This window comes from Streptomyces sp. NPDC000983, assembly GCF_040299205.1.
In the GTDB taxonomy this organism is placed as follows: Bacteria; Actinomycetota; Actinomycetes; order Streptomycetales; family Streptomycetaceae; genus Streptomyces.
Window position 1 is genome coordinate 26006 of the sequence record NZ_JBEPBM010000041.1, and the last position, 13120, is coordinate 39125.

The window sequence follows — 13120 nt, forward strand, 5'->3', positions numbered from 1 at the left end:
GGTGAATGCGTCCAGCAGCCGCAGCTCGTTCAGAGGTACTCGGCGTATGCGTCCAGGGCTCGTAGTACCTCTGTTTCGCCTGCTGGGGGTAGTTGGGCGACGACCTCGTTGATTCCCAGGTCTGCGTAGTGCGCCAGTTTCCCGGGGGTCGGGTAGACGGCGTACGGGACGACCTGGAGGGCTGCGGGGTCGCGGCCCGCTTCGGTCCAGGTGGTGCGGAGCGCTGGGAGGGTTTCGGTCAGGCCTCGGCCGCCGATGGGCATCCAGCCGTCGGCGTAGTCGCAGACGTGGGAGAACAGCTTGGGGCCCGCGGCCCCTCCGATCAGGGTGCGCGGGCCGCTGACCGGTCCGCGCGGCTTCTGGGCCGGCTTGGGGTGGGCGTACGACGCCCGGACGCTCCCGAACTCGCCCTGGTACGCGGTCGGTTCCTCCGACCACAGGGCGCGCATCAACGCCATCCGGTCGCGGACGAGTTCGCGCCGGGTGCGCCAGGCGACACCGTGGTCGTCGGCCTCCTCCACGTTCCAGCCGAAGCCGAGGCCGAGGGTGAACCGGCCGTCGGAGAGGTGGTCGAGGGTGGCGATCTGCTTGGCCAGGGCGACCGGGTCGTGCTGGGCGACCAGCGTGATGCCGGTGCCCAGGCCCAGCCGTTCGGTCACGGCGGCGGCCTGCCCGAGGGCGACGAAGGGGTCGAGGGTGCGGCCGTACTCGGGCGGCAGGTCGCCGCCGGCCGGGTAGGGGGTGGTGCGCTCGACGGGGATGTGGGTGTGCTCGGGCAGGTACAGCCCGGCGAACCCGCGCTGTTCCAGCTCGCGGGCGAGCCGGACCGGGGTGATCGTCTCGTCGGTGAGGAAGATCGTGACGGAGAGGCGCATCCCCCATCTGTACCGGGAGCGGTGCGAGAAGTCGATACCGACTGGTCGGGATTGTGGGGTGGGCTTCCCGGCCGACGACGGGCCCTAGCAGTCCACGTCGGCGACGACGGCCGCGTGGTCGGAGGGCCAGGTGCCGTCCACCGGGCGGTCGCCGGCCCGGTGCGCCGCGCGTGCGGTCACCGGGCCGGCGAGCCGGATGTGGTCGATCCGTACCGGCTCCGGCAACGCCTTTTGCCGGTAGGGGAGTTCGGGGTGCCAGTCCCAGGTCGCCGCGTCCGCGGTGGTGCCCGACTCGGCCCAGGCGTCGCGGAAGCCGTCGGCGAGGGGGCGCAGTTCGGGTGAGCCGGGTTCGGCGTTGAAGTCGCCGGTGACGATCACGGGGCCGTCGCGGCGGGCGAACTCGGCCAACGCGGACGCCTGTCGGGCCCGTACGGCCGTGGCGTGGGGCGCCGAGGTCAGGTGCGCGGTGAGGAAGGACACCGGTCCCGTCCGGGCGTACAGGGCGAGCCGCCCGTCGTCGAGTTCGGCGGGCACGGGCAGCCGCAGCACGGCCCGCTCCCGTACCGGCCAGCGGCTCAGGACCGCGTTGCCGATGTCCGCGGACGGGTCCCCGATCCGCCGCCGCCACCGTTCCGGCGCCGGGGAGGGCGCCCAGGTCCAGTGCAGGCCCAGTTCGCCGGCGAGCCACTCGGCGAGGTTCTCCCCGTCGGCCGACCACACCTCCTGGAGCCCCACCAGGTCGGGCCGCAGGTCCCGCAGCACGGACAGGACGGCCTTCTGCCGCTCCCGCCAGGGCCCGAAACGCCACCACAGGTTCCAGGTCACCACGCGCACGGCCATCCACCCCTCGGTCATGGCACCGTCAAGGCGACCACACTCCCAGAGGAGCGGTGGCGCCCCGGTGACGACAGACGGAAGCCTGAGTGAACAGAAACGTCACGGCTGATTCACACCCTCAGTATGATGGCAGTATGACGGTGAACATGACGATGAGCCTGCCCGACGACGTGGCCGAATTCGTGAGATCCAAGGGCAACGCGTCCGCGTACACGGCCCGGATACTGCGCCGCCAGATGCTCGCCGAGGAACTCGAACAGTCCGCGCGTCTGCGCTCCGAGGCGGGGATCCGCACCGCGGTCGGCGATTCCGACGAGAGCGAGGACGAGACCCTGGCGCGCTGGGGCCGGGTGGCGGGGCGGTGAAGCGCGGCCATGTCTACGAGGTGACGTTCGCCGGGACTCCCGTGCACGTCCTGGTGATCTCCTCCGACGCGTTGAACGCGCAGAACAAGTACGCGACGTGCGTACTGGTCTATCCGCAGTACGTACGCGAGGCCACGCTCGTCGACATCCCGGTCGACGCGCCGTCGGTCGGCACGATCGTGCTCGGCGAGTTCCGCACCCTGTCCGAGGCACGCTTCACCCGGGATCTCGGCCCCGTGGAGGAGCGGCTCATGGAGGCCGTGGAGATCGGCCTCCGTGCCGTGTTCGACCTGTAGGGAACAGCGTGCTCACCCCGGCCAGACGATCGACTGGACCTCACTGTAGGCGTGCAGGGCGTAGGAACCGACGTCCCGGCCGACGCCGCTGCGCTTGAACCCGCCGAAGGGCGCCTCCATGTTCCGGCCGACCGTGTTGACGCCGACGCCGCCCGCCCGCAGGCGCCGGGCGACGCGGAAGGCGCGGGCCACGTCCGCCGACCAGACGTAGTCGATCAGCCCGTAGTCGGAGTCGTTGGCGAGGGCGATGCCCTCCTCCTCGTCGTCGAAGGGGATCACGGTGACGACGGGGCCGAAGATCTCCTCCCGGGCGACCGTCATCTCGTTGGTGCAGTCGGCGAGCAGCGTGGGCGCGACGTAGAACCCCCGCTCCAGCGGCGGGCGTTCGCCGCCGGTCACGACCACCGCGCCCTCCTTGCGGCCCAGTTCGACGTACGCCTCCACCCGTTCCCGGTGTGCCGCCGAGATCACCGGCCCGACCACCGTGTCCGGTTCCGTCGGGTCGCCCACCTTCAACCGGCGGGCGTAGGAGGCGAGTTGCTCGACGACCCGGCCGTAGACCGCGCGCTGTGCCAGTACTCGGGTCGGGGCGGTGCAGATCTGGCCGCTGTAGAAGGAGAACGTGGTGCCGATCCCGGCCACCGCGGAGCCGATGTCGGCGTCGTCGAGGACGAGCGCCGCGCCCTTCCCGCCGAGCTCCATCAGCTGCCGTTTCATGTCGCGCCCGCACACCTCGGCGATCCGCCGTCCGACCGCCGTGGAGCCGGTGAAGCTGACCATGTCGACGTCCGCCGAGCCGACCACGGCCTCCCCCACCTCGGCCGAGGACCCGGAGACCACGTTGACCACCCCCGGCGGCACCCCGGCCTCCTCCAGCGCCTCGGCCATCCGGTACACGGAGAGCGGGTCCTGCGGGGCGGGCTTGACCACCACGGTGTTGCCCATCGCCAGCGCGGGCGCGATCTTCCCGGCCGCGTTGGCCCAGGGGTTGTTGTAGGAGGAGACGCAGGCGACGACCCCGACGGGCTGCCGCACCGCGAGCGCGCCCATGACCCCGGCCCGGCCCATCGGCCCGGCCTCGTTGATCTGCGGCGGCAGCGCCCACTCGGCGCTCTCCACGCGGGCGTAGCGCCGGAAGCGGGCGGCGGCCACGCCGACCTGCATGGCGCGCGCGGTGCCGGTGGTGGCGCCGGTCTCGGCCCGGGCCAGGTCGGCGTAGGGCACGAGCCGTTCGCGGACGAGGTCGGCGGTGCGGGCCAGGATCGCGGCCCGCTCCTCGGGTGCCGTGCGCGACCAGGGCCCGAGTGCCTCGCGGGCCGCGGCGCAGGCGGCCCGCGCCTGGTCCGGGGAGGCTTCGGGCGCCGCGCCCACGGTGCCCTCGGTCGCCGGGTCGACGACGTCGTAGGAACCGCCCTCCGGCTCGGTCCACCGGCCGGCGATGAACAGGGCCTGGCTCACCGGGTGCTCACCGTGCGGGTGTCGCGCCCGGACCGCAGTACCCGGCCGGGAACGGCGCCGGTCACCCGGTCGTCGCGGATCGCCTCGACTCCGTTGACCCACACGGCGCGCACGCCGAGGGCCTTGGAGTCCAGCCGCGGGCTGTCGCCCGGCAGGTCGTGCACCAGGGTGGCCGGGGCGGCGTCGATCCGCTCCGGGTCGAAGAGCACCAGGTCGGCATGGAACCCCTCCCGCACCTGTCCCCGCTCCCGGAGCCCGAACAGCCGGGCGGGAGCGTCGGTCAGCATCCGCACCGCCTCCTCCAGGCCGACGAGTCTCCGCCCGCGCAGGCAGTCCCCGAGGAACCGGGTGGTGTACGGCGCCCCGCACATCCGGTCCAGGTGCGCCCCGGCGTCCGAGCCGCCGAGGAGGACGTCCTCGTGCTGCCAGGTCCGGGCCCGCAGTTCCCAGGACGCCGGGTCGTTGTCCGGGGGCATCGGCCACAGCACGGTGCGCAGTTCGTCGGCCGCGCAGATGTCGACCAGGCAGGCGAAGGGGTCCTGGCCGCGCTCGGCGGCGATGTCCCGCACGACGCGTCCGGTGAGCCCTCGGTTGGCCTCGCTGTAGGTGTCGCCGATGACGTACCGGCCGAAGTCGGCGAGCCGCCGGAAGACGCCGGCCTCCTTGGACGCGGCGCGCTCCAGCAGTTCGGTCCGGACGGCGGGGTCCCGCAGCCGGGCGATCCGTTCCGGCACGGGCAGCCCGAGCACCGGCCCCCAGCCGGGTATCAGGTTCAGCGCGCAGAACGTGCCCAGGGACATGTTCATCGGGGTCAGGATCGGCATGGTGAGCGCGACGACCCGCCCGCCGGCCTTGCGGGCCCGCTCGCTCGCGAGCAGCTGCCGGGGCACGCGTTCGGGCACGGCGGCGTCGATGGTGAGGACGTTCCAGTTCAGGGGGCGTCCGGCGGCGGCGCTCATCTCGGCGAAGAGTTCGATCTCGGCGTCGCTGAACTGGTCCAGGCAGCCGGCGACGATCGCCTCGATCTGGGTGCCCTCGTGTTCGCCGACGGCCCGGGACAGCGCGAGCAGTTCGGCCGGGCCGGCGTGCCGGGAGGCCACCGGGCGGCCGTCGCCGTCGGAGTGCGTGGAGGACTGGGTGGTGGACAGGCCCCAGGCACCGGCCGCCATGGCCTCGTGCAGCAGCCCGACCATGGCGTCGAGCTGTTCCCCGCTCGGCTGCCCGCCGACCGCGTCCTCCCCCATCACGTACCGGCGCAGGGCGCAGTGCCCCACCATGAACCCGGCGTTGACGGCGATCCGCCCCTCCAGGGCGTCCAGGTACTCCCCGAAGCCCCGCCAGCTCCAGGGCGCGCCCTCCTCCAGCGCGACCAGCGACATGCCCTCGACCTTGGACATCATGCGCCGCGTGTAGTCGGCGTCCTCGGGCTTCAGCGGGGCGAGGGTGAACCCGCAGTTCCCGCCGGCGACGGTGGTGACACCGTGGTTGAGCGAGGGCGTGGCGTACGGGTCCCAGAACAGCTGGGCGTCGTAGTGCGTATGCGGATCGACGAACCCGGGAGCGAGCACGAGCCCGGAACCGTCCTCGACGGACCGGGATTCTTCGGTGACTTCGGGCGCGATGACGGCCACCCGCCCCTCACGAATCCCGACGTCGGCGACATGGGCGGGAGCACCGGTCCCATCAACGACAGACGCACCCTTGATGACGTGATCGAGCACGGACCTTCACCTCCTGGCATACGGCACGACGACCTACCCAGGGGCGCGGGGCTGTGCCGATCTGCGGCTCCGCCGCGTGGGCGCGACCAGCCACAGCGATCCCGCACCCGCCGACCAAGATCAGACACCCCTCCGGAACCGCGTGGTCCGATGCACAGGATCCGTGTCGATCTTCGGAATCACGTGCTCCCCGATGAGCCGGATCGTCTGCAACGTCTCCTCCTTCGGCACCCCCACCGGCAGCCCGAAGCTCAACTGGTCCGCCCCCGCCTGCTCCCACCGCTTGCACTGCCGCAGGACCTCGTCCGGGTCGCCGCAGATGAGCAGTTCCTCCTCGATGAGGACCTCGACGAACTCCTCGGTGTACTCGGGCAGCGTCTCCGGCCACACCGGAAAGCCCTCGGGCCGGGGGAACGTGTCGTGGTACCGGAAGACCAGCGAGGGCAGGTAGTGCAGCCCGCCGCTCGCGGCGATCCGCACCGCCTCCTCGTGCGTGGGCGCGCAGATCGCGGTGGTCGTCACCATCACGTTGTCGTTGACGAAGTCCCCGATCGGCTCGGCGTCCACGATCGCCGTCTTGTACTGCTCCAGCACCCACTCCATGTCGGAGACCTTCTGCACGCTGAAGCCCAGCACCCCGAGCCCCTTGCGGGCGGCCATGGAGTACGAGGGCGGCGAGCCGGCGGCGTACCACATCGCGGGGTGGGACTTCCCGTACGGCTTGGGCAGGATCTTGCGCGGCGGCAGCGACCAGTGCTTGCCCTGGAAGCCGGCGTACTCGTCCTGGAGCCACATCCGGGGGAACTCGGCGATCGTCTCCTCCCAGATCTCCTTGGTGTGGTTCATGTCGGTGATGCCCGGCAGGAAGCCGAGGATCTCGTGCGAGCCGGCGCCCCGGCCGCTGCCGAACTCGAAGCGGTTGCCGGAGAGGTGGTCGAGCATGGCGACCTTCTCGGCGACCTTGACGGGGTGGTTGACCTGGGCGAGCGGGTTGAAGATGCCCGATCCCAGGTGGATCCGCTCGGTGGCGTGGGCCAGGTAGCCGAGGAAGACGTCGTTGGCGGACAGATGCGAGTACTCGTCCAGGAAGTGGTGCTCGGAGGCCCAGGCGTACTTGAAGCCCGACCGGTCGGCCTGGATGACGTACTCGGTCTCCTCCATCAGCGCCTTGTGCTCGGCGAGCGGATCGGTCTCGGCGCGCTTGCCGACGTATCCCTGTACGAAGAGCCCGAATTCCACGGCTGTTCACCGTCCCCGGTCCGATGTATCTGATGGGTCGTCAGATCGCTGACTGTGGCACCGTCCGCATGAGGCGTCAATAGCTGACGGACAGTCAGATAACCGCTACGCCGGCCAGCCAGCCGCCGTCGATCACGAAGGGCTGTCCGGTGATGTAGGAGGAGTCCGGCGAGGTCAGGAAGAGGGCGAGCCGGGCGACCTCCTCGGGCCTGCCGATCCGTCCGAGCGGCACGAGCTTGCGGTAGAGCCCGTCCAGCGCCCGCGCGGTCCCCTCGGTGTCCGCCTCCGGGTCCAGCAGGGCCGGGTTGGACATGGCGGTGTCGATGGCGCCGGGGCACATCGCGTTGACGCGGATGCCCCGCGCGGCCAGCTCCAGCGCGGCGACCCGGGTGAGCCCGACGATCGCGTGCTTGGTCGCGGCGTAGGTCCCGACCGCCGCCATCCCGGTCAGCCCGGTGTAGGAGGCGGTGTTGACGATCGTGCCGCCGTCCTCCATCTCGGGCGCGACCGTCCTGATCCCGAGGAAGCAGCCGACCTGGTTGACCCGTACGACCCGCATGAACTCGTCCAGCGGGGTGTCCACCAGGGAGTTGAAGGTCAGGATCCCGGCGTTGTTGACGAGTCCGTCGATCCGTCCGTGGGTCCGTTTCACGGTGGCGACGGCCGACCGCCAGTCCTCCTCCTCGCCCACGTCGAGCCGGACGTACAGCGCCCCGATCTCCTCCGCGAGGGCCTTGCCCGGTTCGTCGAGGACGTCGGCGACCACGACCTCGGCCCCCTCCTCCCGGAAGAGCCGCGCCTCCTGCTCGCCCTGCCCGCGTGCCGCGCCGGTGACGACGACGACCCGTCCGTCCAGTTTGCCCATGGGGTGACTCCTCTGCTCACAGATGGGGGCCCACACCGGCCCCGAACGCGGCTATCTGGTCGACGAGTTCGTTGCGGGAGCGACTGCGGAACCGCACCTGGACCTGGTCCACGCCCATCGCCCGGTAGGCCCGCAGCGACTCGGCGAGCCGCTCCGGTTCGCCGGTGAGCGTGCGGCGCCCGACGTGCCAGCCGGGGCTGCCGACGTAGAGGGGCTCGGCGATCGCGCCGACGGTGAAGGGGCCGTCCAGGCCCGCCTGTTCGCGCAAGCGCCGGATGCGGTCGAGCTGCGCGGGGAGCGCCTCGCGCGGATCGCCCTGCGGCAGCCAGCCCTCGCCCTTGAGGGCGGCCCGGCGCACGGCGGCGGGCGAGGACCCGCCGACCCAGAGCGGGACGTGCTCCTGCGCGGGCCTGGGGAGCTGGCCGAGCCCTTCGAAGTCGTAGAGCTTGCCGTGGTGTTCGGGGTACTCCTCGGGGCCGAGGGCGGCGCGCAGGGCGTCGATGGTCTCGTCGAGCACGGCGCCCCGCTGCCGGAAGTCCACGCCGAGCGCCGTGAACTCCTCCTCCACGTGTCCGGCGCCGACCCCGAGCAGGAGCCGGCCGCCGCTGAGGCGGTCGAGGGTCGCGTACTGCTTGGCGGTGACCAGCGGGTGTCTGAGGCCGACCACGGCGACATGGCTGAGCAGCCGGACCCGCTCGGTGACCGCGGCGAGGTGGGCGAGGGTGGCGACGGGGTCGTACCAGACCGTGCTCATCGCCGGTGCCAGCCTGCGCGGCACGGCGACGTGGTCGCAGGAGGCGATGTAGTCGAAGCCCGCGGCCTCGGCCGCGCGGGCCACCGCCACCAGGTCCCCGGGGCCGGCCGCCGCCTCCCAGGGCTCGGCGTACAGGGTGCTCTGGGACTGGACGGGGAGCTGGATTCCGTAGAACACGCCCGGCCTCCTCTCAGGCCCCGGGGCCGGGCCACAGCCCGTCGTCGGTGAGGCCGAGCAGCTCGATGGCGTTGCGGCGCACGATCCGCTCGACGACGTCCGGGGCCAGGTGCCCCATCTGGGTCTCGCCGACCTCGCGGGATTTCGGCCAGGTGGAGTCGGAGTGCGGGTAGTCGGTCTCGTAGAGGACGTTGCCGACGCCGATGGCGTCCAGGTTGCGCAGTCCGAAGGCGTCGTCGAAGAAGCAGCCGTATACGTGCTCGGCGAAGAGTTCCGACGGCGGCCGGTGCACCTTGTCGGCGACCCCGCCCCAGCCGCGGTTCTCCTCCCACACCACGTCCGCGCGCTCCAGGATGTAGGGGATCCAGCCGATCTGGCCCTCGGCGTACATGACGCGCAGGTTGGGGAAGCGTTCGAACTTGCCGCTCATCAGCCAGTCGACCATCGAGAAGCAGCAGTTGGCGAAGGTGATCGTGGAGCCGACGGCGGGCGGGGCGTCGGCGGAGGTGGAGGGCATCCGGCTGCTGGAGCCGATGTGCATGGCGACGACCGTGCCGGTCTCGTCGCAGGCGGCGAGGAAGGGGTCCCAGTCGTCGGTGTGCACGGAGGGCAGCCCGAGGTGCGGGGGTATCTCGGAGAAGGCGACGGCGCGGACCCCGCGGGCGGCGTTGCGGCGCACCTCGGCCGCGGCGAGCCCGGCGTCCCAGAGGGGGACGAGGGTGAGGGGTATGAGCCGCCCGCGCGCATCGGGGCCGCACCACTCCTCCACCATCCAGTCGTTGTAGGCGCGGATGCAGAGCAGCCCGAGTTCGCGGTCGCCCGCCTCGGTGAAGGTCTGGCCGCAGAAGCGCGGGAAGGTCGGGAAGCAGAGCGCGGACTGGACGTGGTTGACGTCCATGTCGGCGAGGCGTGCGGGGACGTCGTAGGAGCCGGCGCGCATCTGCTCGTAGGTGATGACCTCCAGTTTGATCTCGTCCCTGTCGTAGCCGACGGCGGTGTCGAGGCGGGTGAGGGGGCGGTGGAGGTCCTCGTAGACCCACCAGTCGCCGACGGGGCCGTCGGTGGTGCCCGGTGTGCCCATCACCGGCTTGAAGCGGCCGCCGAGGAAGGTCATCTCCTTCAGCGGGGCGCGGACGATCCTCGGACCGGTGTCGAGGTACTTCTTCGGGAGCCGGTCCTGCCACACCTGCGGGGGCTCCACCGTGTGGTCGTCGACGGAGATGATCAGGGGAAAGGTCGGTTTGGTCTCCATGGGCCTCACCGTAGCGCCGATCTGACGGTCCGTCAGCTAGTGGGTTCGGGGCGGAACCGTGCGCGGAGCTTGTGAGGGCCTTGTGGTGTACCGCACGTCCGGCTGTGAGCGCCGTCTCGCACGGCTGACGCATCCGCCAGGAACAAGGCAAACTGGCCTGGTTGTCATGACGTTCTGCAGGGGGACGGCGATGGACGGTGGACCGCGGGTGCCGGAGCAGCGGCGTGGCGGCTCGCAGGAGCCGGGGGCGCTGCGCTTCGGCGTGCTCGGACCGGTGCGCGCCTGGCGTGCGGAGGAGCTGCTCAACACCGGCTCCCCGCAGCAACGCGCGCTGCTCGCGGCCCTGTTGCTGCGGGAGGGGCGCACGGCGACCGCGGCCGAGCTGATCGACGCCCTGTGGGGCGAGGAACCGCCCTCCCAGGCGCTGGCGGCGGTCCGCACGTACGCCTCGCGGCTGCGCAAGATCCTGGACCCCGGGGTCCTGGTGAGCGAGTCCGGCGGGTACGCGGTGCGCGGGCTGCACGACGGCGCCCTGGACCTGTCGAAGGCCCAGGAGCTGGCGACCGAGGCGGAGAAGGCGCGCGGCACCGGGGACCTGTGCCACGCCCGGGAGGTCCTGAACCGGGCCCTCGGGCTGTGGGACGGCGAACCCCTCGCGGGCGTCCCCGGCCCGTACGCCGAGGCGCAGCGGGTCCGCCTGGAGGAGTGGCGGCTCCAACTCCTGGAGTCCCGGCTCGACATGGACCTGGAGCAGGGCTGCCACGCGGAGGCCGTCTCGGAGCTGACCGCGCTCACCGCCGCGCACCCGCTGCGCGAGCGGCTGCGCGAACTGCTGATGCTCGCCCTGTACCGCAGCGGCCGGCAGGCGGAGGCCCTCGCGGTCTACGCCGACACCCGCCGCCTGCTCGCCGACGAACTCGGCGTGGACCCCCGGCCGGGCCTGCGCGAACTCCAGCAGCGCATCCTCCGCGCCGACCCCGGGCTCGCCGAGCCCTCCGCGCCGCTCGCCGAGCCGGCGGCCGTGCCCGTGCGCCCCGCCCAACTGCCCGCCACCGTGCCGGACTTCACCGGCCGTACGGCCTTCGTGTCGGAGCTGAGCGAGGTGCTGGCGTCGGCGGACGGCGGGGTCATGGCGGTGTCGGCGCTGGCCGGCATCGGCGGCGTCGGCAAGACCACGCTCGCGGTGCACGTGGCCCACCAGGCCCGGCCCGCCTTCCCCGACGGCCAGCTCTACGTGGACCTCCAGGGCGCCGGCGCCCTGGCGGCGGACCCGGAGACGGTCCTCGGCTCCTTCCTGCGGGCCCTCGGCACGCCGGAGTCGGCGATCCCCGCCTCCCTCCAGGAGAGGGCGGCGCTGTACCGCTCGGTGCTGGACGGCCGACGGGTCCTGGTGCTGCTCGACAACGCCCGGGACGCCGCCCAGGTGCGGCCGCTGCTGCCCGGCACCTCCGGCTGCGCGGCGCTGGTCACGTCCCGGGTGCGGATGCTGGACCTGGCCGGGGCCCACCTGGTGGACCTGGACGTGATGTCGCCGGACGAGGCGCTGGCCCTGTTCACCCGGATCGTGGGCTCGGAGCGGGTGGCCGCGGAGCGGGACGCGGCGCTGGACGTGGTGGCGGCGTGCGGATTCCTGCCGCTGGCGATCAGGATCGCGGCGTCCCGGCTGGCGGCCCGCCGCACCTGGACGGTGTCGGTGCTGGCGGCGAAGCTCGCCGACGAGCGCCGGCGCCTGGACGAGCTCCAGGCGGGCGACCTGGCCGTCAAGGCCACCTTCGAACTCGGCTACGGCCAGCTGGAACCGGCGCAGGCACGGGCGTTCCGGCTGCTGGGGCTGGCGAACGGCCCGGACATCTCGCTGGCCGCCGCGGCGGCGGTGCTGGATCTTCCGGCCGAGACGACGGAGGACCTGCTGGAGTCCCTGGTGGACACCTCCCTGCTGGAGTCGGCGGCGCCGGGACGCTACCGGTTCCACGATCTGGTCCGGCTCTACGCGCGTGCGTGCGCGGAGCGCGACGAGCATCCGCCCACCGAGCCGGACGCGGCGCTGTCGCGGCTGCTGGACTTCTACCTGTCCACGGTCTCGGGGGTCTATCTGATCGAGCGGCCCGGCGACCGGCTCGTCGACCACCTGGAGGACAGCCGCCACCCGGGGCTGACCTTCGAGAGCCGGCGGGCGGCGCAGGACTGGCTGTACTCCGAGGCGGTCGCGCTGCTGGCCTGCGTCCGGCAGGCCGCGGGGACGGGGGCGCTGCGCCGCGCGGCGGACGTGCTGTGGGCGGCGGTCGACCTGGCCGAGTCGGGGGCCAACTCCAAGGAGTACGAGGCGGTGGCGGTGCTGCTGCGGGACGCCGCGCGGGCGGCGGGCGACCGGCGCGCGGAGGGGCGGGCGCTGACTGCGCTGGCCTTCGTCCACCACATCTCCGGCAGCAGGTTCGACATCGCGCTCCAGGAGGCGCAGCACGCGCTGGAGCTGGCCCTGTCCGCGGACGACCCGCTCACCGGCTGCTGGGCGTCCAACATCAGCGGTGTCGTCGCGCTCTACCAGAACCGGCACGACGAGGGCGAGGCCCACTTCACCCGCGCCATCGAGAACTTCCGTGCGCTCGGGGACCGTCCGGGGGAGGCGAGCGCGCTGTGCAACCTCTCGCGCATCCACCTGGCGACCTCCCGCACCTCCAGCGCGGAGGCGCTGGCCCGGCAGGGCACGGCCATGTACGACGACATGGGCCACGCGCTGAAGGGCGCCAACGGGCGGTACGCGCTGGCGCTCGCCCTGACCGAGAGCGGGCGGCTGAACGAGGCGGCCGACTGCCTCCACCAGGCGCTCCAGGTCTTCCGGGACAGCCGACAGCGGCTGTGGGAGGGCATGACCCTGTTCCGGCTCGCCGAGGTCGACCTGGCCGCCCGGCGCCCGGCGCAGGCGGCGGCCAAGGCGGAGCTGGCGCTGACGGAACTGCGCGGGATCGGCGGGGAGTGGCGGCGCGGGAACGTCCTGACGGTCCTCGGCCACGCCCTGGACGGCATCGGCCAGCTCGACCGGGCCCAGGTGTGCTGGCGCGAGGCGCTCGACATCTTCGAGACGCTGGGCGCCGCGGAGGCGGACGGGATCCGGGGTCTGCTGACCCCGACGGCGACGGTCTGAGGCGGTGGGGCCGGGGGCCCGGGTCGACCTCGGCGGTCTGAGGCGGTGGGGCCGGGGGCCCGGGTCGACCTCGGCGGTCCGGGGCGCCTGGGGTCTGAGGTCCGGGGTTCGCCGACCCCGGCTGCGGCGGTCCGACACC

The 13120-nt window shown here is 72.7% G+C and carries 11 protein-coding genes; 3 read left to right on the plus strand and 8 right to left on the minus strand.

Features of this window, described 5'->3' with window-relative positions:
* Nucleotides 1-29: 29 nt before the first annotated feature.
* Together ABT296_RS32205 and ABT296_RS32210 are read right to left on the minus strand one after the other, a co-directional pair.
* A complete protein-coding gene (locus tag ABT296_RS32205; protein WP_351932532.1) occupies nt 30-875 on the minus strand; it encodes an LLM class F420-dependent oxidoreductase in 846 nt (281 codons plus the stop codon).
* Nucleotides 876-959: 84 nt separating this feature from the next.
* Entirely contained in the window at nt 960-1730 is a 771-nt protein-coding gene (locus ABT296_RS32210; protein WP_351932534.1) for an endonuclease/exonuclease/phosphatase family protein, read from the minus strand.
* Between the two features lie 116 nt (nt 1731-1846).
* Here ABT296_RS32210 and ABT296_RS32215 point away from each other — a divergent pair, with 116 nt between their 5' ends.
* Together ABT296_RS32215 and ABT296_RS32220 are read left to right on the plus strand one after the other, a co-directional pair.
* Nucleotides 1847-2077, plus strand: coding sequence for a hypothetical protein (locus ABT296_RS32215; protein ID WP_351932536.1), 231 nt, complete (start codon nt 1847-1849; stop codon nt 2075-2077).
* A complete protein-coding gene (locus ABT296_RS32220) occupies nt 2074-2373 on the plus strand; it encodes a type II toxin-antitoxin system PemK/MazF family toxin (RefSeq protein WP_351932538.1) in 300 nt (99 codons plus the stop codon). Before ABT296_RS32215 ends, ABT296_RS32220 begins: the two co-directional genes overlap by 4 nt.
* A gap of 12 nt (nt 2374-2385) precedes the next feature.
* Here ABT296_RS32220 and ABT296_RS32225 read toward each other — a convergent pair whose 3' ends face one another.
* The 6 genes from ABT296_RS32225 to ABT296_RS32250 form a co-directional block, all read right to left on the minus strand.
* The gene (locus ABT296_RS32225; protein WP_351932540.1) at nt 2386-3831 is read right to left on the minus strand and encodes an aldehyde dehydrogenase family protein; all 1446 of its coding nucleotides are present in this window, start codon (nt 3829-3831) and stop codon (nt 2386-2388) included.
* Entirely contained in the window at nt 3828-5552 is a 1725-nt protein-coding gene (locus ABT296_RS32230; RefSeq protein ID WP_351932542.1) for an N-acyl-D-amino-acid deacylase family protein, read from the minus strand. The genes ABT296_RS32225 and ABT296_RS32230 overlap by 4 nt, the downstream gene beginning before the upstream one ends.
* Nucleotides 5553-5672: 120 nt before the next feature.
* Nucleotides 5673-6791, minus strand: coding sequence for an LLM class flavin-dependent oxidoreductase (locus ABT296_RS32235; protein ID WP_351932544.1), 1119 nt, complete (start codon nt 6789-6791; stop codon nt 5673-5675).
* Nucleotides 6792-6885: 94 nt separating this feature from the next.
* Nucleotides 6886-7656, minus strand: a complete 771-nt coding sequence (locus ABT296_RS32240; RefSeq protein ID WP_351932546.1) for an SDR family NAD(P)-dependent oxidoreductase — start codon at nt 7654-7656, stop codon at nt 6886-6888.
* A 16-nt stretch (nt 7657-7672) separates the two neighbouring features.
* Nucleotides 7673-8587: a TIGR03619 family F420-dependent LLM class oxidoreductase gene (locus ABT296_RS32245; protein ID WP_351932548.1), complete on the minus strand. Its 915-nt coding sequence runs from the start codon at nt 8585-8587 to the stop codon at nt 7673-7675.
* A gap of 13 nt (nt 8588-8600) precedes the next feature.
* Nucleotides 8601-9839, minus strand: a complete 1239-nt coding sequence (locus ABT296_RS32250; protein WP_351932550.1) for an amidohydrolase family protein — start codon at nt 9837-9839, stop codon at nt 8601-8603.
* Nucleotides 9840-10029: 190 nt separating this feature from the next.
* On the opposite strand from ABT296_RS32250, the gene afsR reads away from it, so the two are divergent.
* Nucleotides 10030-12981, plus strand: a complete 2952-nt coding sequence (gene afsR / locus ABT296_RS32255) for an SARP-family global regulator AfsR (protein WP_351932552.1) — start codon at nt 10030-10032, stop codon at nt 12979-12981.
* Nucleotides 12982-13120: the final 139 nt, after the last annotated feature.

Coding starts and splice junctions, on each gene's coding strand:
- ABT296_RS32205 (WP_351932532.1), bottom strand. CDS start 875: ATGCGCCTCTCCGTCACGATCTTCCTCACCGACGAGACGATCACCCCG.
- ABT296_RS32210 (WP_351932534.1), bottom strand. CDS start 1,730: ATGACCGAGGGGTGGATGGCCGTGCGCGTGGTGACCTGGAACCTGTGG.
- ABT296_RS32215 (WP_351932536.1), top strand. CDS start 1,847: ATGACGGTGAACATGACGATGAGCCTGCCCGACGACGTGGCCGAATTC.
- ABT296_RS32240 (WP_351932546.1), bottom strand. CDS start 7,656: ATGGGCAAACTGGACGGACGGGTCGTCGTCGTCACCGGCGCGGCACGC.
- ABT296_RS32250 (WP_351932550.1), bottom strand. CDS start 9,839: ATGGAGACCAAACCGACCTTTCCCCTGATCATCTCCGTCGACGACCAC.
- afsR (WP_351932552.1), top strand. CDS start 10,030: ATGGACGGTGGACCGCGGGTGCCGGAGCAGCGGCGTGGCGGCTCGCAG.